Annotated in this window: 21 protein-coding genes; 17 read left to right on the forward strand and 4 right to left on the reverse strand. The window is 65.7% G+C overall.

Translation table 11 applies throughout. The features are described 5' to 3' along the window. Positions 1–40: 40 nt before the first annotated feature. Together BJ960_RS01835 and rbfA are read left to right on the forward strand one after the other, a co-directional pair. The gene (locus BJ960_RS01835; protein WP_185986020.1) at positions 41–496 is read left to right on the forward strand and encodes a nuclear transport factor 2 family protein; all 456 of its coding nucleotides are present in this window, start codon (positions 41–43) and stop codon (positions 494–496) included. Positions 497–546: 50 nt separating this feature from the next. Further along, entirely contained in the window at positions 547–1,095 is a 549-nt protein-coding gene (rbfA, locus tag BJ960_RS01840; RefSeq protein ID WP_121073789.1) for a 30S ribosome-binding factor RbfA, read from the forward strand. A 76-nt stretch (positions 1,096–1,171) separates the two neighbouring features. Here the strand turns inward: rbfA and BJ960_RS01845 are convergent, their stop codons facing one another. Then, the gene (locus tag BJ960_RS01845; RefSeq protein ID WP_121073786.1) at positions 1,172–1,735 is read right to left on the reverse strand and encodes an Lrp/AsnC family transcriptional regulator; all 564 of its coding nucleotides are present in this window, start codon (positions 1,733–1,735) and stop codon (positions 1,172–1,174) included. A gap of 184 nt (positions 1,736–1,919) precedes the next feature. Between BJ960_RS01845 and BJ960_RS01850 the strand changes: the two genes are divergently transcribed. The 5 genes from BJ960_RS01850 to BJ960_RS01870 are packed head-to-tail and all read left to right on the forward strand — an operon-like array spanning position 1,920 to position 7,127. Then, entirely contained in the window at positions 1,920–3,488 is a 1,569-nt protein-coding gene (locus BJ960_RS01850) for an ABC transporter substrate-binding protein (RefSeq protein ID WP_202229209.1), read from the forward strand. Then, positions 3,472–4,560 (forward strand): ABC transporter permease, encoded by a 1,089-nt coding sequence (locus BJ960_RS01855; protein ID WP_221936259.1) that lies wholly within the window; start codon positions 3,472–3,474, stop codon positions 4,558–4,560. Before BJ960_RS01850 ends, BJ960_RS01855 begins: the two co-directional genes overlap by 17 nt. Further along, on the forward strand, positions 4,557–5,441 hold the full coding sequence (locus BJ960_RS01860) for an ABC transporter permease (RefSeq protein WP_185986022.1): 885 nt from the start codon (positions 4,557–4,559) through the stop codon (positions 5,439–5,441). The genes BJ960_RS01855 and BJ960_RS01860 overlap by 4 nt, the downstream gene beginning before the upstream one ends. After that, on the forward strand, positions 5,438–6,313 hold the full coding sequence (locus tag BJ960_RS01865; protein ID WP_185986023.1) for an ABC transporter ATP-binding protein: 876 nt from the start codon (positions 5,438–5,440) through the stop codon (positions 6,311–6,313). The genes BJ960_RS01860 and BJ960_RS01865 overlap by 4 nt, the downstream gene beginning before the upstream one ends. Further along, positions 6,306–7,127 (forward strand): ABC transporter ATP-binding protein, encoded by an 822-nt coding sequence (locus BJ960_RS01870; protein ID WP_185986024.1) that lies wholly within the window; start codon positions 6,306–6,308, stop codon positions 7,125–7,127. The genes BJ960_RS01865 and BJ960_RS01870 overlap by 8 nt, the downstream gene beginning before the upstream one ends. A gap of 57 nt (positions 7,128–7,184) precedes the next feature. Here the strand turns inward: BJ960_RS01870 and BJ960_RS01875 are convergent, their stop codons facing one another. Beyond that, complete coding sequence (locus BJ960_RS01875; protein WP_185986025.1) at positions 7,185–8,288, reverse strand: alcohol dehydrogenase catalytic domain-containing protein; 1,104 nt, start codon at positions 8,286–8,288, stop codon at positions 7,185–7,187. Between the two features lie 310 nt (positions 8,289–8,598). Between BJ960_RS01875 and BJ960_RS01880 the strand changes: the two genes are divergently transcribed. From BJ960_RS01880 to BJ960_RS01905, 6 genes are all read left to right on the forward strand, one after another. Further along, on the forward strand, positions 8,599–10,020 hold the full coding sequence (locus BJ960_RS01880) for an MFS transporter (RefSeq protein ID WP_185986026.1): 1,422 nt from the start codon (positions 8,599–8,601) through the stop codon (positions 10,018–10,020). Positions 10,021–10,052: 32 nt separating this feature from the next. Next, positions 10,053–11,579 carry an FGGY family carbohydrate kinase gene (locus BJ960_RS17125; RefSeq protein WP_185986027.1) on the forward strand — a complete coding sequence of 509 codons (1,527 nt, stop codon included), beginning with the start codon at positions 10,053–10,055 and terminating at the stop codon, positions 11,577–11,579. Between the two features lie 89 nt (positions 11,580–11,668). After that, a complete protein-coding gene (locus BJ960_RS01890) occupies positions 11,669–13,249 on the forward strand; it encodes a glycerol-3-phosphate dehydrogenase/oxidase (protein ID WP_237463735.1) in 1,581 nt (526 codons plus the stop codon). After that, positions 13,246–14,778, forward strand: a complete 1,533-nt coding sequence (locus BJ960_RS01895) for an FAD-binding oxidoreductase (RefSeq protein ID WP_185986029.1) — start codon at positions 13,246–13,248, stop codon at positions 14,776–14,778. The genes BJ960_RS01890 and BJ960_RS01895 overlap by 4 nt, the downstream gene beginning before the upstream one ends. Before the next feature lie 5 nt (positions 14,779–14,783). Further along, on the forward strand, positions 14,784–15,440 hold the full coding sequence (locus tag BJ960_RS01900; RefSeq protein ID WP_185986030.1) for a glycerol-3-phosphate responsive antiterminator: 657 nt from the start codon (positions 14,784–14,786) through the stop codon (positions 15,438–15,440). Between the two features lie 7 nt (positions 15,441–15,447). Beyond that, positions 15,448–15,735: a putative quinol monooxygenase gene (locus BJ960_RS01905; RefSeq protein ID WP_185986031.1), complete on the forward strand. Its 288-nt coding sequence runs from the start codon at positions 15,448–15,450 to the stop codon at positions 15,733–15,735. A 56-nt stretch (positions 15,736–15,791) separates the two neighbouring features. On the opposite strand, the gene BJ960_RS01910 is transcribed toward BJ960_RS01905, so the two are convergent. Both BJ960_RS01910 and BJ960_RS01915 read right to left on the reverse strand, forming a co-directional pair. Next, a complete protein-coding gene (locus tag BJ960_RS01910; RefSeq protein WP_185986032.1) occupies positions 15,792–18,182 on the reverse strand; it encodes a chitobiase/beta-hexosaminidase C-terminal domain-containing protein in 2,391 nt (796 codons plus the stop codon). 128 nt (positions 18,183–18,310) lie between these two features. Next, positions 18,311–19,192 carry an HhH-GPD family protein gene (locus tag BJ960_RS01915; protein WP_221936355.1) on the reverse strand — a complete coding sequence of 294 codons (882 nt, stop codon included), beginning with the start codon at positions 19,190–19,192 and terminating at the stop codon, positions 18,311–18,313. A gap of 112 nt (positions 19,193–19,304) precedes the next feature. Between BJ960_RS01915 and truB the strand changes: the two genes are divergently transcribed. The 4 genes from truB (at position 19,305) to BJ960_RS01935 (ending at position 22,046) form a co-directional block, all read left to right on the forward strand. Beyond that, a complete protein-coding gene (gene truB / locus BJ960_RS01920; protein WP_185988100.1) occupies positions 19,305–20,291 on the forward strand; it encodes a tRNA pseudouridine(55) synthase TruB in 987 nt (328 codons plus the stop codon). After that, positions 20,288–20,644, forward strand: a complete 357-nt coding sequence (locus BJ960_RS01925; RefSeq protein WP_185986033.1) for a hypothetical protein — start codon at positions 20,288–20,290, stop codon at positions 20,642–20,644. Before truB ends, BJ960_RS01925 begins: the two co-directional genes overlap by 4 nt. A 68-nt stretch (positions 20,645–20,712) precedes the next feature. Continuing rightward, positions 20,713–21,096: a hypothetical protein gene (locus tag BJ960_RS01930; protein WP_185988101.1), complete on the forward strand. Its 384-nt coding sequence runs from the start codon at positions 20,713–20,715 to the stop codon at positions 21,094–21,096. Continuing rightward, on the forward strand, positions 21,096–22,046 hold the full coding sequence (locus tag BJ960_RS01935) for a bifunctional riboflavin kinase/FAD synthetase (protein WP_121073760.1): 951 nt from the start codon (positions 21,096–21,098) through the stop codon (positions 22,044–22,046). Before BJ960_RS01930 ends, BJ960_RS01935 begins: the two co-directional genes overlap by 1 nt. The last annotated feature ends 144 nt before the right edge of the window (positions 22,047–22,190 follow it).

A 22,190-nucleotide genomic window follows, 5' to 3' on the forward strand; every position in this document is an offset into this window, starting at 1 on the left:
CGCGTCTCTGAGGGGTCTCGGCGAGCCCTATGCTCGAAGCATGAACGAATCTGAACTTGCCACCCGTGTCCGCGCGCTCGTCGAGACGATGTACGGCGGATACATCGGGGGCGACCGCGACGCGATCGACGCGCTGCTTGATCCTGACCTGACGATGTTTGACTCCGCGAGCCCCGCGCTCATCAGCGGAATGGATGAGCTCAATGCGGTCCGCGCGGCGCGGGGAAACCCGTCCGACGACGCTCCGGCGGCACACACCGAGACCGGGCTCACTGCGGGGCTGTTCACCGCGCGCCGCATCGGCGACGTGATCTCCGCGACGTGGTGGCTGCGCATCGACGCGGTTGACGCGGCCGGCGCTCCCGTGATCCCGGAGGTGGTTCGCAACTCGGCCGTGCTTGTTGACACGGACGGCCCGCTCCGCATCGTGCAACTCCACGAGGGCGTCGTCCAGCACTTCGGGGGTCCCGAGGTCGCCGGGTTGCCAACGGTCTGACTGGTCGCCCGATGCAGCCGAGATGGCGTCAACGCGGGTAGGCTTAGAACATGAGTAATCCACGTGCAGGGAAGGTCGCCGAGCGGATCCACCAGATCATCGCTCGCCGGCTCGACAAGGGGCTTCGCGACCCGCGGCTCGGGTTCGTCACGATCACGGATGTGCGAGTGACGGGCGATCTGCAGAGCGCCAGCGTGTTCTACACCGTCTACGGCGATGACGCGACCCAGACGGACACCGCGGCCGCGCTTAAGGCCGCCACTGGCATGCTGCGCAGCGAGGTCGGCAAGCAGCTCGGGACGAGGCTGACGCCAACGCTCGAGTTCATCCACGATGAACTGCCGTCTTCCGCGGAGCACCTCAACGAGCTGCTCGCGGAAGCGAAGCGGCGAGACGATGCAGCGCGCGAACTCGCCGTTGGCGCGAACTACGCGGGGGAGGCAGATCCGTACGAGAAGCCGCGTACCCACGAGGACGTCGCCGAGACCGACGATTTCGATGACGAGGACGACGACACCGAACTCGACGACGACTTTGACGAGGAAGACGAGGACGGCCTCGACGAGGAAGAACTCGAAGACGACGAGGAGCGCGCCTAGCGTTTCACTCTCGGATCGGCCCCCTGGGAAGCACCAGGGGGCCGATCTGCGTTCCGGGGCCCAGCCCAGTCAGACGCTACGTGCCGATCTCATTCTCTTCGCCAGGCTCGACGTAGCTCGCGATGCGTGAGACGCCGATGACAGTGTCGTTCTGCAACTCCAGCTTGGACCGGAGAGCGCGGCCCGCGAATCCCGCTCGGAGGTTCACCCGATCCCACTGCTCGTCCATGATGAACACCGTCTCGGTCGATTTGATGCAATCCCACTTTGCGAGATTCGTCGCGACGAGTTCGTGGATCGCGGCGACGTCGGCGGCGCGCACGAGCAACATGCCGTCGTGGCTTCCGGCCGTCACCGCGAAGTACTCGAGCTCCTGAACTGTGGGCAGTCGCTCGCGGAACTCCTGCCAGCGCTGCTGCTCAAGCGAGACGAATACGAGCGCCGCGACCCCGAACCCGGCCGCCCGGAAGTCGAGCGTCGCGGTGAAGCCTGTAATGACGCCGGCCTCGACGAGCGCGTCGTAGCGCTGGTAGGCGTTCGAACGGGAGACCCCCAACTGCTCGGCCATCGCGGCGATGGACAGTCGCCCATCTCGCCGCAGCAGATCGACCATTTGAATGTGGATGTCATCGAGTTGCATTCTGTACTTTCCGTGTCGTCCTGCGTCGTTGCAAAGTGGAACTTCTGCACAATATACATGCTGAGGGTGGACGGATTTCGTCTGGGGCTTTTCAAGTTGACACAATAATCGCGGATCGCGTAATTTCTGTAAAGAGTTATCCAAAGAGGGATAGCACGATGGAAGGCCACAAATGAAGCACTCGATGAAGCGCGTTTTCGCCGCGACCGGCCTGGTCGCCGCAGCTGCGCTTGTCCTCTCCGGCTGTGCCGGGGGCGCACAACCCACTACCGGTGAAGCAGCGGGAGGCGGCAAGTCGATCGTCGTCGATGCGTCCTTTGACCTGAAGACCGCTGACCCGGGCCGCCAGTACGAGACGACCGGATCGATCGTCGCGAAGGCACTGTACGAGACCCTCCTCACGTTCAACGGCGAGGACGTGACGAAGCCCGTCGATGGGCTCGCGAGCTACGAGATGAACGAGGACAACACTGTCCTGACACTCACGATGAAGCCCGGCGCGAAGTTCTCGGACGGTAGCGACGTGACCGTCGACGACGCAGTCTTCTCGCTGACCCGCGTGCAGGGCATCCTCGGAAACCCGTCGTTCCTGCTCGAGGGCGTCACCGTTGAGAAGACCGGCGACGACACGCTGACGCTGACCTCGGAGACCCCGAACCCGGCGCTGCCCTTCATCCTGCCCAACCCGGCACTTTCTGTGCTGAACCAGGAGGTCGTCGAGGCCAACGGCGGATCGGCAGACGAGTCGGATGGAGCCGAGGCGTTCCTCAACGGCGAGTCCGCGGGGTCCGGCCCGTACATGCTCGAGTCGTTCGACGCTGCGGCCCAGGTCGTCTTCAAGGCTAACCCGGAGTACGCGGGGGACAAGCCCGCATACGACCGCGTCGTGCTGCGCAACGTCGAGGGTCCCACGCAGAAGCTCAACGTCGAGAAGGGCGAGTCGCAGGTCGCGCTCGACCTTAACCCCGATCAGGTCGCGGAGCTCGCAAGCGCTGACGTGAAGGTCGTCTCGAACCCGTCGCGCTACATGATCTTCCTGCTGCTCAACCAGAACCCCGAGATCAGCGAAATCACGAGCAACCCCGACTTCCTGCAGGCTGTGAAGCTCGGGCTCGACTACGACAAGATCGTCAGCCTCGCAGGCGAGGGCTCGGTGCGCCCCGGCGGGCCGATCCCCTCGCTCTTCGTCGGCGCGATCGACGCGAAGCAGGGCAACCAGCGCGATGTCGACGCCGCGCAGGCCGCGCTCGCCAAGTCGGGCTACGCTGGCGAGAAGGTCACGCTGAACTTCCCGAATGACATCACCGTGCAGGGTCTCTCGCTCCAGAACGTTGCGGAGGCGGTGCAGGCGCAGCTCAGCGAGGTCGGCATTGAGGTCGCCCTCGCGCCGGCACCGGTCGCGACCGAGCTCGACGCGTACCGCAACGGCACCGAGACCATCGGTCTCTGGTACTGGGGCCCGGACTTCCCGGATGCATCGAACTACACCGTGTTCTCGCCGGGCGAGCTCGTTGGGCTGCGCTCCGGTTGGGCCGCAGACGCGAACGCGAAGGTCACCGAGCTCTCGAACGCTGCGAAGGCTGCGACCGGCGACGACCGCGCTCCCGCCTACGAAGCGTGGCAGGACGAGCTGAACGCGAGCGGGCCGTTTGTGCCGCTGCTCCAGCCCGCACAGAATGTGGTGACGTCGCCGTCGATCGAATCGATCACGACGAACCCCGTGTGGACTGTGGATCTTGCCCTCATCAAGTAACAACAGCACCGTCGCGATCCGGACGGCCGAACGTCCCACACGGCGGGGTATCCCCCCGTTCGTGCGGTACGTGGCCGTCCGGCTCGGCCTGACGGTCCTGCTGATGTTCGGGGTGACGATTGTCACCTTCGTGCTCACCAACCTCGTGCCCGCCGATCCGGTGCAGGCTGCGCTTGGTGAGCAGGCAGCAGCGAACCCCGAGATCGTCGCGAAGTTCCGCGCTGAGAACGGCCTCGATCAGCCGCTCATCGTGCAGTACTTCACGTACCTTGGCAACGTACTGCAGGGCAACCTTGGCGTCTCGACGCAGACCCGGATGCCCGTCGCAGACGAGCTCGCCGCAGCATTCCCTGCGACGATCGAGCTCGCGCTGTCCGCGATCGTGTTCTCCGCCCTCATCGGGATTGGCCTCGGACTGTGGGCCGCGCTCAAGCGTCGCACATTCGTCGACCAGGTGATCCGAGTCGTCAGCCTCATCGGACTGAGCTGGCCGACGTTCTGGCTCGCGCTCGTCGTGTACTACGTCTTCTTCTTCGTGCTCGGAATCTTCCCGGGGTCCGGCCGGCTCGACCCGACGGCCATCGCTCCGCCGCACGTCACGGGCCTGTACACGATTGACTCGGTGCTCGCCGGCCAGTGGAGCACGTTCTGGGACGCGCTCTACCACCTCGTCCTCCCGGCGTCGGTACTCGCGCTCTATACGATCGGCCTGCTGACCCGCTTTGCGCGTTCCGCGGTGCTCGAGGTCCTCGACATGGACTACGTGAAAGCGGCAACCGCGAAGGGCCTTCCCCGGCGCACCGTGGTGTTCGGCTACGTGCTCCGCGGCGCGATGGTGCCCATCATCACCGTGCTCGGCCTCGCGTTCGGCTCGCTGCTGTCCGGCACCGTGCTCGTCGAAAAGGTGTACTCCTGGCACGGCCTGGGCGAGTACTCGTTCTCGGCCGCGACCAAACTTGACCTGCCCGCGATCATGGGCGTCGGCCTCGTCGTCGGCATCGTCTACATCGGACTGAACTTCCTCGTCGACGTCCTGTACGGCGTCATTGACCCGAGAGTGAGGGTCGCATGAGCACCGACATCCTGACCGAGCGCGCCAAGCGGCGCCGCTGGCTGAAGATCTCGCCGGCGTTCCGCACGCCGCTCGCGATCACGGGCGTCTCGATTGCCCTGATCTGGCTAGTGATCGCGATCTTCGCGCCGATCATCGCCCCGTACGACCCGCTCGCCCAGGCATTCGAACGCCTCCAGCCGCCGAGCGCCGAGCACCTGTTCGGCACCGATGCGGTCGGCCGTGATGTCCTCAGCCGAGTGATTAGTGGCGCGCGGATCTCTATGCCGCTCGCGCTCTCACTCGTCGTCGCATCGATGGTTGTCGGCGGCACCCTCGGGGCGATCGCCGGGTACTTCGGTAAAGCCGTTGACGAAGTGATCATGCGCATCGCCGATCTCGTATTTGCGTTCCCGACGATCATCCTGGCGATGGTCATCACCGCGGCGCTCGGCCCGAGCCTCACAAACGCTGTCATCGCGATGCTGATCGTCTCGTGGCCCGCGTACGCTCGCGTCACCCGCTCGCTCGTGCTGTCGGCTCGCACGCAGGAGTACGTGATCGCCGGTCGGCTGCTCGGCAACGGCCCGTTCACCTCGCTGCGGCGAGACATCCTGCCGAACGTACTCTCACCAGTGTTCGTGCTCGCGATGCTCGACGTTGGGACGGCGATCCTGCTACTCGCGGGCCTGAGCTTCCTCGGGCTCGGCGCCACCCCGCCGACGCCGGACTGGGGCGCGATGGTGTCTGACGGCGTGCAGCAGTTCTCCTCCTGGTGGATCGCTGCCTTCCCCGGCCTCGCGATCTTCACCGTGGTCATGGCATTCAACTTCATTGGGGACTCGCTGCGCGATTCCCTCGATCCGCGCGCACAGGACGCGGTGCAGGGGAGGGCAATGTGAGCCACTCAGCAGTTACCCACGACGGAGCCCGCGAGGTCTCGGTTGATGACGGCCTCGCGATCCGCGACCTCACCGTGGCGATCGGCGAGCGCGAGATCCTGCACGGGATCAGCCTCGACCTGATCCCCGGGCAGATCACGGGCCTCGCGGGCGAATCGGGATCGGGCAAGTCAATCACCGGGCTTGCAATGCTCGGGTTGCTTCCCGCGAATGCTCGCACGGGCGGTGAGATCAGGTTCGGCGGGCGCAACGTGCTCGCCCTGCCCGAGCGCGAGCTCGGTAAGCTTCGTGGCCAGCGCATCGGCATGGTGTTCCAGGACCCGACCGCGAGCCTGCATCCGATGCTCACGATCGAGCGCCAGCTCACCGACCACCTCCGCGCCCACACTGGGGTGTCGAAGGCCGAGGCACGCGAGCGCGCGCTCGACGTGCTGAACAAGGTCAAGGTGCCGCTGCCGGAGACGGCGCTGAAGAAGTACCCGCACCAGTTCTCGGGCGGGCAGCTGCAGCGCATCGCGATCGCCGTCGCGATCATCTGCGAGCCCAGCATCCTCATCGCCGATGAGCCGACGACAGCGCTCGATGTGACCGTGCAGGCAGGCGTGCTGCGCTTGCTTCGCCAGCTCTGTGACGAGATGGGCCTCGCCGTGATGCTCATCACCCACGATCTCGGCGTCATGTCGAGTCTCGCGGATCGGATCGCGGTGCTGCGCCAGGGCGTGATCGTCGAGGAGGGCACCAGGTACGACGTGCTGCGAAACCCTCAGCACGATTACACCCGCGCGCTCATCGATGCCCTTCCCAGCCACGACGGTGCGGGTGCAGGGCCGGCCGTTGGTGCCGTCGACGAACAGGAGACACGCAATGACTGAGGCCAGCGCGCAGCTCGCGAACCCCGCCCTGCTCAGGCTCGACTCGCTGTCGGTGCAGTACAAGCTCCCCGGTCGGGGCGTTCTGACCGCCGTGAACGACGTGAGCTTCGAGCTTCCGACGCAGCGGGTGCTCGGCCTCGTCGGCGAGTCCGGCTGCGGGAAGTCTACGCTCGCACGCGCCGTGTGCGGTCTTGAACCAATCCACTCGGGAAGCATCCGATTCAACGGCGAGCCGATCCGTACCCTCGGGATGCGCACGCGCCCGAAGGAGCTGCTGCGCATCCAGATGGTGTTCCAGAACCCGTATGCGTCGCTCAACCCTCGCCGCACCGTCGGCGCCCAGATCGCGGATGGACTGCGGATCAACCCGCAGAAGGACTCATGGTCGGTGTCGGGGCTGCTCGACGAGGTCGAGCTTCCCGCGGACGTCGCGAGCCGCTTCCCACATCAGTTCTCCGGTGGCCAGCGTCAGCGCATCGCAATCGCTCGCGCGATCGCGTCGGGCCCGCAGCTGCTCATCGGTGACGAGCCGATCGCATCGCTCGACGCGAGCCTGCAGGCCAAGGTGGCGAGCCTCATGCGACGGCTTGCCCTCGAGTCCGGGGCGTCAATGCTCTTCATCAGTCACGACCTCGCGGTTGTGCGCACCATCGCCGACGAGATCGCGGTGATGAACAAGGGCGAGATCGTCGAGCACGGTCCCGTCGAGCAGGTGTGGCGCTCGCCGCGAGATCCCTATACGCAGCGGCTACTCGCGGCGATCCCAGCGATCGACGGGTTGGGTACACTGCCCGGTCTGCCCGACGCCGCGTAGCCTGCGGTGAGGCCTGGGGAGGACGCGGTCCTTCCCGGGCCTCACGGCTATCTTGCCTTAGAAGCGAATCACCTGACGCAGCGCGTCGCCGGTGGCGAGGTCATCCATCGCCTCGTTGATTCCGTCGAGTTCGATCGTGGCTGAGATGAGCGACTCGAGCGGGAGCTTGCCGTCGCGCCAGAGCTGCGCATAGCGCGGGATATCGCGACTGGGAACTGCCGAGCCGAGGTAGCTGCCGATCACCGTGCGCGCCTCGGCGGTCAGGCTGAGCGGCGAGATCTCGCTCAGTTGTCCGGGAGCTGGCAGCCCGACGGTCACCGTGCGGCCGCCCGGGGCTGTGGCCGCGTAGGCGGTTTCGAACGCCCGCGGGTGGCCAGCGCATTCGACGACCACCGGAAAGCGGAGGCCGCGTTCCATCACCTCTTGCGGGGTCATGCACTCAGTCGCTCCAGCCGCGATCGCGGCCGGAAACTTGTGCTCATTGGCGTCGATGCCGACGACCTGGTGGCCCTCGGCGAGAGCGACGAGCACCGCCGCCATACCGACCCCGCCGAGGCCAATCACCGCGACGGTGTCGCCGTCGGCTGGCCGTCCCGCGTTGACGACGGCACCGCCACCGGTCAGCACCGCACAGCCGAGGAGCGCAGCGATGTCAGGTGGCACGTCATCGTCGACCGCGACGACGGAGCGTGCATCAACGACCGCGTGGGTGGCGAACCCTGAAACCCCGAGGTGATGGTTGATTGATGCGGTCCCGTCGGTGAGGCGGCGGTCGCCGTTCATGAGCGTGCCGGCACCGTTCGCAAGACTGCCGGGCTCGCAGGGCAGCAGCCCGTCGGTGAGGCAGGCGGCGCAGCTCCCGCAGCGAGGAAGGAACGTCATCACGACCCTGCGCCCGATGAGCGCCGTATCCGCTTCAGAACCGACCGCTGTGACTCTGCCAGCCGCTTCGTGCCCGAGCAGCATTGGAAGTGGGCGCGGCCGCGAGCCGTTCACGACGGAGAGGTCGGAGTGGCAGACGCTCGCGGCCTCGATGCGAACGAGTAGCTCTCCCGGACCGGGATCTTGCAGCTCGAGTTCGCGCACCTCGATAGGCCGAGACTCGCTCCACGGCTGAGTGCTGTCGGAGGTGGTGAGGACTGCGCCACGGATATTCGTCATTGAGAATTCCTTCGGGTTCGGAGACAACGTACGCGACAGTGCGGGAGCCGAACAGCAGCAATTCCGCTCACAGTGCACGCACGAAAGAATGAGACGCGTGAATCTGGAGGTCTAGAACGCTGATCCCATAGTACGAAACTTATGAGCTCGAGGAAAGCCTGTGGAATCGCATTTGGAATTGACGACGGCAAGCATTGGGTGCTAACTTCAGGGCAACAGGGCAAGAATCAAAGAATTCCTGGTATGGAGTCTTTGTCTTGCCCTCTTTCTGTTGTGACCCCTTGCCAGGTATGACAGAGAGGTCATTCACATGGCAACACACGTTCTACGGGGCATCGGCGACGTCGTCTCGTACATCGATTCCCGGACGCGGATCAGCGGCCGAGCTGGCTGGATCTGGTGGCTCGCGCTCGGCGGCCTATTCCTCGACGCTTTCTCGAACTCCGCGCTCTCGGCCGGGCTTGGCCCGATGACGCGAGATCTTGATCTCAGCGCTGGCCAGATCGCGCTCCTCACGTCGATGGCGTCGTGGGTCGCGCTCGTGTTCAACCCGATTGGGGGCTGGCTCGCTGATCGGTTCGGTCGTGTTGGCCCGCTGCTCGTCGCAAAGGTACTCGCGCTTGCGGGCGCGTTCATCGCGGCCTTCGCGCCTACGTTTGAGCTTGTGGTCGCCGGCCGTTTCTTCGTGGGCGCCGCATACGGCATTGACTTCGCGATCGCCATGGCGCTGCTCGCAGAGTTCACACCGGCGAAGTTCCGCAGCCGCATCAACACCTGGCAGGGCATCTGGTACACCGCGGTGTCATCGAACCTCATCCTTGCAATTGGCTTCTGCAAGATGAATGTCGGCGACTCGATCTGGCGCTGGGCGGTCGGAGCGGCCGGGGTCGTCGCGCTGCTGTTGTTCATCGGACAGGCGACCAAGCTCGTCGAGAGCCCCAGCTGGTATGCACGCAAGGGCAGGCTCGACGATGCCGCCCGCTCGATGACGAAGATCTACGGCGAGACCTTCCAAGCCGCACCAGAGGGGGACCGGGTGCCGCTTGAAGGTGTTGCGACTAAGGGCATCGGCAATGTCGCGCTGATCTTCCGCGGGATCTACCTCCCGCGAACGATACTCGCGTCGACCGTGCAGATGGGCCAGTCACTCCAATACTTTGCCGTCGGCTGGTACCTGCCGATCATCTCAATTGCGATCTTCGGCGAGGGCGACTTCGTTCTCGCAACAGTTGGGACACTCGTGTTCAACCTGTTCGGTATCGTCGGTGGCTTCGCTTCGCCAATCATTGCGCGTAAGCTCGGCCTGCGCCGCGCGTCGGCCATTGGCTTTTCGCTCGTATTCGTCATGCTCGTGGTGCTCGGCCTATTCTTCGACACGATGCCGCTGTGGCTCGCCTTCATCGTTCCGTCGTTGTTCATCCTGTTCCACTCGGGAGGACCCGGAGCGAATGGCAAGAGCCTCTCGACGCTCTCGTTCCGCAGCGAACTACGCGCGACAGCGAATGGATTTATCGGCGCGATCGGCAGCCTCGGGGCCGCGCTCGGACTCGTCGTGTTCCCGATCCTCAAGGAGGACCTCGGCCTTGGGCCGACGTTCCTCATCCTGTCGGCAGTGCCGTTTATCGCCGCCATCGTGTGCTGGGTCATCAAATGGGAGCCAAGTCGAGCTGATTTCAACCCGGATGCTGAGCCGGAGGCGCCGCAGTTCCGCGACGCAGACATCGTCCGGTAGCTAGCGCAGCCAAACGAACGAAGGAGTATGCGGTGAAGCAGGCGATTCTCGCAATTGACGAGGGCACAACAGGAACACGTGCAGCCTGGGTGACCGCCGACGGTGACGTGGGCGGGCTCACCTACGAGCGATTGACAGTGAGCTCGCCACGCCCCGGGGTTGTTGTACAGAGTGCAGCGGAGATCCTCGAAAAGACGGTGCGAACGCTCAGGTCGGCGTACGCTTCCGCCGTCGATCACGGTCTTGAGGTGACTGCCGTCACCATCGCGACTCAGCGCGCGACAGCGACGTTGTGGGACACGGAGACGGGCGAGCCAGTCGCGCCATCAATGGTGTGGCAGGACACGCAGTACGCTGACGAGCTTGCGAACATGGCGGGTGCCTGGGACGACACCTTATGGCGCAGCATCGGCCGCCCCACTGGCGTGCGCTCCGTCTACCTCTGGGCAGCTAAGACTCTCGCCGACCCCGCGCAGACGCGCGCCAGGGAGTGCCGCCGCAAGGGAACTCTTGGGTTCGGAACGGTTGACACGTGGCTGCTTTGGTCGCTGTCGAACAGACGAGAGTTGAGCGTGACTGCCACGAATGCTGTGAGCTCGGGTGCGTACCTGTTGACCGATCACGCCTACCACACTGGGTTCGTCGAGGCGCTTGGGTTCCCCCTTGAGCTCCTGCCCGAGCTGCGAGATGACTCAGGCGACTTCGGCACGCTTCGCCCCGACATCCTTGGCATCGAGCTGCCCATCGTCGCCGCGGCCGGCGACCAGCACGCTGCGATGATCGGGCTCGGGGTGATCGATGCTGGCGACGTGATGTGTGTCCACGGAACGGGGTCGTTCGTCGATCTCAATCTCGGCACTCACCTGCCAGACAACGACGGCCGCTACCAGGGTGCGCTGAGTCTGGTCGCGTGGCGCACCGGGGGAGTATCGCGCTACTCGATCGAGACATTTACCTCGACAACCGGCTCCGCAATTGACTGGCTCGTCGACAAACTCAGACTCTTTGAGTCGGGCGCGCACATCAGCGAGCTCGCCGCACGGGGTACACGCGGCGCAGTGCACTCTGTTCCCGCACTCACGGGCGTGAGAATGCCCCGTGTGAACGCGGGCGTTGGTGCCCTGATCGGCGGCATGAGCATGTCCACGACGCGAGAGGACGTCGCTCTCGCCGTGCTCGAGGGAATCGCCCAGTCGGTGGCCTGGAGCATAGACGCCGACCAGGAGGTCGCGGGAATCGAGATCGGCAAGGTGAACGTTGGGGGCGGACTCTCTGGTTCCGACCCCCTCGTGCAACTGCAAGCTGACATCACGGGCGTGCCACACTACCGATTCCGCGACACCGACAAGGCCTCGCTGCGGGGGATCGCGTTCCTCGGCGGAGTCGATCTGGGGATGTGGGACTCGCTTCACGACACCCGAGAGCTCCTCGGAACCCCCGACGTCTTCGAGCCGACGATTGGCGCCGACGAACGTGAAGAACGGGTGGACTGGTGGCGCCGCCGCGTGCTCACTGAAATGGACCTAGCCGATGCAAGAAAGGATTCGACGACGGAATGAAGTTTCCTGAAAAACGTGCGAACAAACAACGCCAAAGCCTCTCGCCTATTGACGCGCCGAGGCTCAGCAGGGCGACCGCGCTACGCCGCATGGAAGACGAGGTATTCGACCTCGTCGTCGTGGGTGGCGGGATCACCGGTGCCTACACGGCGCTCGACGCGGCGCTCCGCGGACTCAATGTCGCATTGATTGAGAAGGAGGACTTCGCCTCCGGGACATCGAGTAAGTCCTCGAAGATGATCCACGGTGGGCTCCGCTATATCGAGCAGGGCAACCTGCCACTCGTGCGGCACTCGCTTCTCGAACGCCAGCGGCTGCGCCGTAACGCTGGCCATTTGGTCCAGCGCCTCCCGTTCCTCTTTCCGATTCTCTCCGAGGATGGGATCTTCGACCGCAGGCTCGCCTCCGGGTTTGAAGCCCTGCTCTGGACGTATGATCTGGCGGGCGGTTGGCGCGAGGGGGTGCTGCACAAGAAGCTTTCGCGGGAGGAAGTGCTCGCGCAAAGCCCGCTGTTTGATCCGAAGAAGCTCGAGAGCGGATTCATGTACTACGACTCGCGTGCCGACGATGCCAGGCTCACGACCAACATCGCTCGGACGGCGGCGTTCCACGGTGCAGCCATCGCAAACTACGCGAAGGCGACAGCCGTTGTACGCGAGCGGGGCAAGGTCGCGGGTGTTGTCGCCGAAGTAGACGGCCGGGAGCTTCGGATCCGAGGACGCGCTGTGGTTATCGCGGTTGGGTCATGGCTGCGTGACTGGGACGGTACGACACCTGGAACTGACAAGCCGAACATCCGGCCGGCAAAGGGCGTGCACGTCTCTGTGCCGTGGACGAAGATCCAGAACTCGTGCACGATCACGATCCCGATCCCCGGGCGTACTCGACGGGCGACTATTACGAGGTGGGGCGATACTGCCCTGCTCGGCACGACCGACGAGGATTACCAGGGGAACCTCGACGATACCCACTGCACGCGCGCGGAGATGGACTTTCTGCTCGAGGGAGCAATGCACGCGCTGCGAACTGAGATTTCCCCCGATGACGTGCTCGGCTCGATCGCCGGCACTCGTCCACTCGTCGCCGCGGCCGGCGGTAAAACTCTTGATGTGAAACGCAATCATGAGATTCGCACCGACTCCGACGGACTCGTCACTGTCGTCGGAGGAAAACTCACCACGTCTCGACACATGGCAGAACAGACCGTCGACGCCGCCATGAAAGTACTGGGTAGGCGCGGCAAGGCTCGGACGAAGAATGCCTACCTCCTCGGAGCCGCGGGTTACGACGGCCAGGCTGCCACCTCGTCAGGCGGGCTGCCGGCGCATCTCGCCGAGCGGTTTGGCACGGAGACGCGCTTTATCTCCGAGATGCTCGCGGAGCGTCCTGAGCTTTCCACGCCGGTCGTGGCGGGACTGCCCTACATCGAGGCGGAGGTCGTGTTCGCAGCCCGCTTCGAGATGGCGCACACCGTCGATGACGTATTGAGTCGACGCACGCGCGCACGACTCATGGCCCGCGACGCGTCCAGTTCGGCCGCGGCTCGGGTCGGCGAGATCCTCGCGGTCGAACTGTCGCTGAGCGCGGCGGAGGTCGCCGCGCAGGTGACCGACTACCAATCCAAGATCCAGAGAGAAAAATCAGTGCTGATGGGAGGCACATCGTCATGATGAGTCGGGAAGCGGTTCGCCGCGGATACAACAAGCGGAACTACGTCGTGGGAGCACACACTCCTCCAGGCTGGGCGCCCGCGGTCGTCGAAACGGAGACTACGGTGGGGTCACTCCAGTATGACGTCGTCGAAGTTCCGGACGGCCTTGTCGAGCAGCTGCGCGGCATCGCCGTCGCTGTCACCACGGCGCCGGCGGACATTGTCTCGAACACGCGCGACTGGTGGGCGCGCACGATGATTGCAGAGACTGGCGGCGAGCCTGCGGTGATCGCAGGGGTCTGTGCCGAGGTCGACTCGGTGGAACAGGTGCAGGCGGTTATGCGCCTCGCGAGCGAGCACAACATCCCTGTTACGGTCTCGGCGGGCCGTTCCAACGTGACAGGCGCTGCGCTGCCGCTGCGCGGCGGCATCGTGCTCGATGTCTGCCGTATGAACCGCGTGCTCGGCTACGACGCCGAGAGTCAGATCGTGGAAGTCGAGGCGGGCATGTTTGGCGACGTGTTCGAGGAACACGTGCAGAACGAATACAACATGACGTCAGGACACTGGCCGTCGTCGTTTGGGATCAGCACGGTTGGCGGCTGGGCCGCATGCCGCGGAGCCGGTCAGTTGTCGACGCGCTACGGGAAGATCGAAGACATGGTCGCCGGGATGGACGTCGTGCTTGCTGACGGCTCGTTCATCACCGTCGGTGCAGCCGGCCGCTCCGCGGTCGGAAGTGACTTGCAGCAACTCTTCGTTGGCTCGGAGGGCACGCTCGGCGTGATCACCTCGTTGAAGATCAAGCTGCATCGCCTCCCCGACTACACGAAGGCGATTGCATTTGGGTTTCCGAGCTTTAAGGTCGGCCTCGATGTGTGCCGCGAGATCCTGCAGCGCGGCGCCACTCCCGCCGCGCTTCGCCTCTACGACGAACTCGAGAGCGGCCTGCAATTCGACCGACCAGATCAGAACGTGGTCCTGATCGCGGACGAAGGCAACCCCAAGATTGTTGACGCCGTGATCGCGATCGCTGAGGAGGTGAGCCGGGAGTTCGACGGCGTCGAACTCGACGGGGATGCACTCCTCGAGCGCTGGTACGAGACTCGTTACCTCACCGGTAAGAGCGCAGAGGGCTTCACGCGCAGCGCCGGTTTCGTCGCGGACACACTCGAAATGAGTGGGCCATGGTCGGCACTCGCCGATGTGTATTCCGAGGTTGTGGAGGCTGTGCAGGCGCTGCCTGGCACGCTCCGCGCTTCGGCGCACCAATCGCACGCGTACACGGATGCCGGGTGCGTGTACTTCTCGTTCCGCGGCGAGGTCGAGGACCCGGCCACCCGGGCGGACTGGTATCGGGCAGCCTGGGACGCGGCCAACGAGGTCATTGTGCGACACCACACGACGTTGAGCCACCACCACGGCGTTGGCCTCGTGCGCGCGCCGTACATGGCTGACTCGCTCGGCGGCGGACTCGATGTGCTGCGCGCGATCAAGGCTACGCTTGACCCTCAGGGGATCCTCAACCCCGGAAAGCTGGGGCTCTAACCACGATGACCGCTTCAAGGCGTGAGGCACAGAACGATCCGGCGCGGCGTGCGCGTCTGAAGGAGCTCGTCGGTCTGCACACGAGACCGGTGATTGCCTCTGTGCTCGATCGCCCGCACCTTGAGGCGTTCATTGAGTCGTCCGCACAGTTTTGCTTTCTCGCGCAAACTGACCTGATCGAACTCGAGACCGCCATTGCCCGAATCCATGATCGGCCACGCAAAGTTGTGTTCGTAAACATCGATTCGATCGTTGGTCTCGCCCAGGACCGGGGCGGCGTCGACTACCTTGCCAGGCTGGGCGCAGACGGCCTCCTGACGACTCGTGGATCGTTGATTCCGAGGGCGCAGGAGGCCGGTCTGCTCACGGTTCAGAAACTGTTCATCACCGACCGCTCGAATATCCAGCGCGGCGTCGCCGCGGTGCATGGAGCAAAGCCTGACCTGCTGCAGCTCATGCCAGCGCCCGTCCTCCCATTCGTGGCTGGCCACGAGATCATGCGTATCCGACCTGTCGTGGCCTCAGGCTTCGTGACGTCACCCACCGAGGTCGAGGCAGCGCTCTCGCACGGCGCTGTCGCGGTTTCGACGAGCACGCCGAAGCTCTGGGAGTACGAGCACGCGAGTGAGCAGCGGACCCGTCCGCAACCTTCCCGAGAATAGGAGACCTATGTTTACCGTTATTGCCCGCTATTTTGCATCACCCGAGACTGCCGACGAGGTGGCCGCGCTGCTGCCGCAGCTCGCCGCCGGAAGCCGTACCGAACCAGGCAACGTCTCGTACACGATCACCCGTGACCTCGAGCATCCCGAGCGGTTCGTGATTGTCGAGGAGTACGCATCGGCTGCGGACTTCGCTGCCCACCGTGAGACTTCGCACTTCCAACAGATCGGACTCGGCTCGATCATCCCGCTGCTCGTCGAGCGCAAGGTAATCACGCTCGCACCGACCGAGTAGGAGCGCCAGCGGGCCCGGGCGAAGACCGCAGTTTTCGCCCGGGCCCGTGTCTCGCGCTAGGACTGACGGATGCGTCGCGCTGCCAGCAGCGCACCGCCCGCGGCGAGCGCCACGACGGCGAGCGCACCGACGCCCGCGAGGACCGCCGAGCCGGTGTTCGCTAGCGAGTTGCCGCCTGCCGTGCTTCCCGGCTTCTCTCCTGCGCCCTGGCCGTTGGAGGCGCCGGTCCCTGGGGTCGCGCCGGTGCCGGGATCAGTTCCGGGCCCCGTGCCTGGGTCAGTGCCGGGTTCGGTGGACGCCTTCCACGCGGTCACTGCCTGGGTCAGTTCCTCGGCCGCGGCGTCGAGTGCGTTCTGCGCGACGTTCAGCGTCTCCTGGAGTTCCTCTGCCGCTGCGAGTTCGGCCCGCAGCGCGCGCTCGGTCTCGTCGCCGGACGCGGCCGCGCGGGTGCGCGCCGTGTCGGCGGTGTCAAGCGCCGAGCGGGCTTCGGCGATCGCGGTGGCGAGGCCGTCGCGGTCCACCGGTGCGAGGTACGCGGCGAGTGCGTCCGCTGCGTCGGTGATTGCCCACGCCGTCGCATCTGCCACGTCCTGCGTCGCCGGTGCAGCATCGAGCTGCGACCGGAGTTCGGCTGCAGCCAGCTTCGCGGCAGGCACATCCGCGACGACGAAACCGAAGTCGGCGTCCTCGGCGGGGGTGTGTGCACCGATCACGCGCTCGACCCGCTCCAACACTGGGGTCGCGGTGGCCGCCGCCGCCTCAATCCCGCTTCGGTCGATCTCGCCGGCGGTGAACGTGAAGCTGCGCGGGGCGCTTGCATTGCCGTACGAGTCGTACGCGGTCAGCGTCGCCTCGTAGCTGCGACCGGACTCGAGTGTCCTGTCGATCGGCTGGCCCACCCGGTCCCCGGCGCGCACGGCGAGGGGTATGTCGAGCACGGCTGGTTTCGGCGCGACGACGTAGTCGGAGTAGATCCGCCCGTTCGCGGGCACGAGCGTGGTCGTCGCCCCAGTCTGCGCGTCCTTCACGACGAGCGTGTATTCGGAGGTGAACTGGTCGTCGCCCGCTTGGGGGAGACGCAGCACCGGCCCGGACTCGGTCTGCCGTACCGTCGGCTGCGCCTCGCCCCATGCCGGTGCCACGGCGTTCCGGTTTGCCTGAGTGTAGGTGAACTTCGCCTTGGTCTCGGCAGGGGTTGCCCCGCGCGCCACCGTCCAAGTCGGGCCGGCGAGCGAGCCGGAAGAGTTGAACGGCGGCTTCTCCTGGAAGCTCCATACGCCGTCGTCGGTGTAGGTCCTACCCGGGTCTGCCGCGTAGTTGATGCGGTCGATCTCGATGCGGTCCGCGTACACGTCGACGACAACGGATTGCGCTGTCGGGATCGTGGCGTCGCGAGCCAGGCCAGGGCCGAATACCTGGAACTTGCCGTCGTTCTCGCCATAGGACATGGATCCCTCGTTCACCGAGGTGAAGTCTTGCTGGTGAATCGAGCGTTCGTCAGTGATGTTCAGGTGCGAGTGCCCCGAGAAGTACACGACCTGTGGGAAGGCGCTGAGGTTCTGCTTGAGGCCGGAATTCGACGACTGCGCGCCGTCCCACACCGTCGCTGGGATCGGCCGGTGGCCGAACACGAAGATCGGCTGGCCCTGCGTCGCCGGATCCTTCGAGAGCGCCTCGAGCCTGCCGTACAGCCAGCTCGCCTGCGTCGAGTTCCACGCCTCCGTATTGACGACGAACGCGGGGAAACCACTGATCTCCGTCTCGTAGTAGCCGGTGTCGCCGGGGAACCAGGCGTCAGGGTACTGCTCGGCCATCCGGTACACCCGGTCGTCGTGGTTGCCGAAGGACATCATGACCTTCGTGTCGCCCATTCCGGTGCGCGCGAGGTTTTGCTCGAGCATGGTCCGGGGGTACTGGTGGTCCGACGCGGTGTTGAAATTGTTGTCGTTGATCTGGTCGCCGTTGGAAATGATCGCGTCAGGGTTTGGCATGATGCGCTTCAGCGTGTCGAAGTACCCGGTCCACTTGTCCCACGCCGGTCCGGCACCCGTCGAGAGGTGGATATCGCTCATGACGGCGAACTGCGAGAGCGGCTCCTCAGCGGTCTTCACGAGGATGCCGCGGATCGTCGGCAGGCTCTCACTCCGGTCGGTGAATGCGACGGCGGTGACATTGGCGGTGCGCTCGACGGTGATCGGTCCGGTTGCGAGCGGGCTCTGCCTGGTGGGGTGCGTGCCGTCGAGTGTGTACCTGATCTCCGCGCCGGGGTCAGCCGTAAAGGTGATGGTTTGGGCGCCGACGTAGCGCCCGCTCTCGAGGCTCGCCGCTGGCGCCGCGACCTCGCTCTGGGTGACCGCTGCCGCGGCGGTCGACGGGGGAAGCGCGGCCTGCGCTCCCAGCAGTGCGACGCCCGCGAGCGCAATTCCCGCAATTCTGCCGATTGACATGGATTCCTTCCTTTTGTGCGCCGCCTGAGGCGCCCAGGTATCCAAGTTGTCTATACAGCGTTGCCGGAGCTCGACGACCGCGTGACCGTGCCATGAATTCTGCTTCACTCGCGGTTCACCGCCGCGACTTAGGGGAGGCGGAGCCGACCCTCAAACTCGACGACGAGACCGTCTGCGATGAGCGAGTCAAGGGCCCGCTGGGGCTGCGTCGCGTCGCGGGTCGTGCCGCCGCTGCTCCCCTCGGCCGCGGCTTCGAGGGCCGCCACGGGATCGACGGCGGCTGTCGCGGCACGCAGCAGGTGCATGATCTTGCCGCGCGCCTGCCTGTCGCTGCCCTCGAACGATGCCTGCTTGGGCCGCTTCGCCGGGGCGTTCTCGGGGTATCCGGCTCCCCGCCACTCGCACAGCTCAGCGATCGGGCAGTCGCCGCACTTCGGGGCCCTGGCCGTGCACACCGTCGCGCCGAGTTCCATCGCCGCCGCGTTGAACACGGCCGCCGCCTCGCGCTCGCCCGGCAGTAGCGCGGTCATGTCGTCAAGGTCGCGCGCGGCAGGCATGCCAGCTGCGGCTTTTCCATGCACGGCGCGCGCGATCACGCGGCGCGTGTTGGTGTCCACGACCGGGTGGGTGTCGCCGAAGGCAAACACGGCGACGGCCCGCGCCGTGTACGGGCCGATCCCGGTGAGTGCGAGCAGCGCATCGACGTCGGCAGGGACTTCATCGCCGTGCCGCTCGGCGATTTCGACCGCGGCCCGATGCAGCCACAGTGCGCGGCGCGGATAGCCGAGCCGCTTCCACGCCCGGACGGCCTCGCCTGGCTCGTCGGCGGCGAGCGCGGAGGGCGTTGGCCAGCGCTCCATCCACTCGAGCCAGTGTGGGATCACGCGCTCAACCTGCGTCTGTTGCGACATGAACTCGGACACGAGGATGCCCCACGCCGACGTCTCGGGGGCCCGCCACGGCAGATCGCGCGCGGCGTGGCCAAACCAGTCGATGAGCGCGCCGCTCATGGCCACCTGTTTCGCGTCTGGCTCCCGAACATTTCCCACCCCACGAGTCTACGAGGCGCGGCGATCCTGGGCTGTGCGCCAGCGTTAGGCTTGGGGGGTGAAGTTTGCAGATATGCCGCAGGGTGCGATCCTGCTCGTCGATAAGGTCGAAGGCTGGACGAGCCACGACGTCGTCGCTAAGAGCCGCCGCGCACTCGGCACCAAGAAGGTCGGACACGCCGGCACGCTCGATCCGATGGCGACGGGGCTGCTCGTGCTCGGGGCGGGCCCCGCGACCAGGCTGCTGACGTATCTCGTCGGCCTCGACAAGACATACACGACAACGATCCGGCTCGGGCTCTCGACCGTGACCGACGACCGCGAGGGCGACATCACGGCTACCGCCCCGGCGGGGCTCGTCGCCGAGGTGTTCGCGGATCAGGATCGCATCACCGCCGGCGTCGCGAACCTCACCGGCCCGATTGAGCAGGCGCCGAGCTCGGTCAGCGCCATCCGCGTCGACGGCAAGCGCGCCTATGACCGTGTGCGCGCCGGCGAGGAGGTCGTGCTGAAGAAGCGCCCGGTCACGATCCACGGCTTCGATATTGGTGAGCCGCGGATCCTGAGCGTGCCAGGACCCGACGGCGAGCCCGTCGAGGTCATCGACATCGACGCCGTCGTGCGCTGCACCACCGGCACCTACATTCGCGCGCTCGCGCGCGATCTCGGTGAGGCGCTGGGCGTCGGCGGCCACCTCACCGCGCTCAGGCGCACCGCCGTGGGGCCGTTCTCGGTCGACGCGGCGACGCCACACGCCAGGCTCGTTGGCGATGGCACGGAGGCTGGCGATCCGGGCAGGCTGTACTCGCCAGCGGACATCGCGCGCACGCTGTTCCCGGTCCTCGAGCTCGGCGCCGACGAGGCGAAGGATCTCGCGGACGGGAAGCGGCTGAACATCGATCCTGATCGGCATGCTCCAGCCCCGCTCGTCGCTGCGATCCTGCCGGGCGGCGATGGCGGCTCCGGCAGCGACAGGCTCGTCGGGCTCGTTGTCATCAAGGGCGGCCGCACCCACATCCTCACGAACTTCCCGTCACAGCAACCCGGAGGGGCAGCATGATTGCCTGGTTCAGTTACCTCACGATCGCCGTGTCACTCATCGCGGCAGTGATGTGTGCGGTGCAGGGGCTGCGCAAGCACGCCCCGAACGACTACACGATGGGCGCGACGGCACTCGTCGCGGTGCTGCTGGTGGTGCAGGTCGTGATCTCGATCGTGGCTCCACTGACGGGCAACACCCCCGTCGGCGACGCGCTCGAGTTCTGGATGTACCTCATCGTCGCGCTCGCCCTGCCCATCGGCGCGGGCTTCTGGGCGCTCATCGACCGCACGCGGTTCGCGAACCTCGTGCTCGCGGTCGTCGGGCTCTCCGTTGCGGTCATGACGTACCGCATGCTCGTGATCTGGGGATAGCGGGCGAGTACACTCAAAGGGTGAGTAACGTGCGAACTAGTGCAGAGACAGAGCAGCGCAGCGAGAAGATGAGCGGGCTCGGGCGGGTGCTCATCACCGTCTACATCATCCTCGCGATGGCGGCGACGTTCCGTTCGGTCTACCAGATCATGACGAAGTTCGATGAGGCGCCGCTTGCCTACATCCTGTCCGCCGTGTCCGGTGTCGTGTACATCGTCGCGACGATCGCGCTGATTCGCCGCGGCCGCGGCATCTGGCGTCCGATCGCCTGGGCGGCGCTGCTGTTTGAGCTCGTGGGCGTGCTCGTCGTCGGCACGTTGAGCATCACGATGCCGCAGCTGTTCGGGCACCCGTCAGTCTGGTCCTTCTACGGGCAGGGCTACGGCTTCATCCCGCTCGTGCTCCCCGTCCTCGGCCTCATCTGGCTTTCCAAAGAGAAGCAGACCCTCTGATGCAGCTATTTACCTCCATCGACGAGCTCGATCCCGCAGGATTTGCGACGGGATCCGTCGTCGCCGTCGGCAAGTTCGACGGCGTGCACCGCGGGCACCAGGCCATCATTTCCTCGCTCCTGCGCAAGGCGCGCGCGGAGGGGCTCCACTCGGTCGTGTTCACGTTCGCGAACAACCCCCTCAGCCTGCTGCGGCCCGAGATCTGCCCGCAGCCGCTCGCGAGCCGGTCGCAGCGGCTCGAACTCGTCGAGCACGCCGGCGTCGACACCTGCGTCATGGTGCAGTTCGACGAGGCATTCGCGTCGATCCCCGCGACGGAGTTCGTTGAGCGGGTGCTCGTCGGCCAGCTAAACGTGCGACACGTGCTGCTCGGTGAAGACTTCCATTTCGGCCACCGTGGGCTTGGCGACGCAGCGCTGCTGCGTGAGCTCGGGCCGAAGCTCGGCTTCACCGTCGAAGTCGTCGCAAGCGTTGGGGACGACGAAGACGAGGCGGTGTCGTCAACGATGATCCGCGACGCAGTACTGTCTGGAGACCTCGTGACGGCCCGCGCGATGCTCGGCCGGTGCCACGCAGTGCGCGGCGAGGTCGTGCACGGCGACGCCCGTGGCCGCGAGCTCGGATTCCCGACGGCGAACCTCGGCGGAGACGTCGAAGGGCTCGTGCCGGCGCACGGGGTGTACGCCGGGTCGGTCGTCATCGACGGGGTCGAGCACGACGCGGCGATCTCGGTCGGCGTGAACCTGACCTTCGAGCCCGAGGGTGAGCCTCGGGTCGAGGCGTACGTGCTGGATTTTGCAGGCGACCTCTACGGCAAGCAGATGGAGGTGCGGTTTGCGAAGCGTATCCGCGAGATGCTGCCGTTCAGCTCGGTCGAGGCGCTCATCGAACGGATGCACGAGGACGTCGCCGAGACCCGCGCGATCCTCGCCGCCGTCAGAGAGGGCTGACTTCCGAGGGAAGTTCGCGCTTCCCGGGCGCGCCCCAAGTATCGAGTGGTAAGATCGACGCATAGTCGAGAGACGTGTCACTCGAATCCCGTGCAACGCACGGCTCAGATTCTTCACGCTCGACCGGCTTCGCCCCGAACTTGT

Source organism: Leucobacter aridicollis, assembly GCF_013409595.1.
GTDB lineage: Bacteria > Actinomycetota > Actinomycetes > Actinomycetales > Microbacteriaceae > Leucobacter > Leucobacter aridicollis.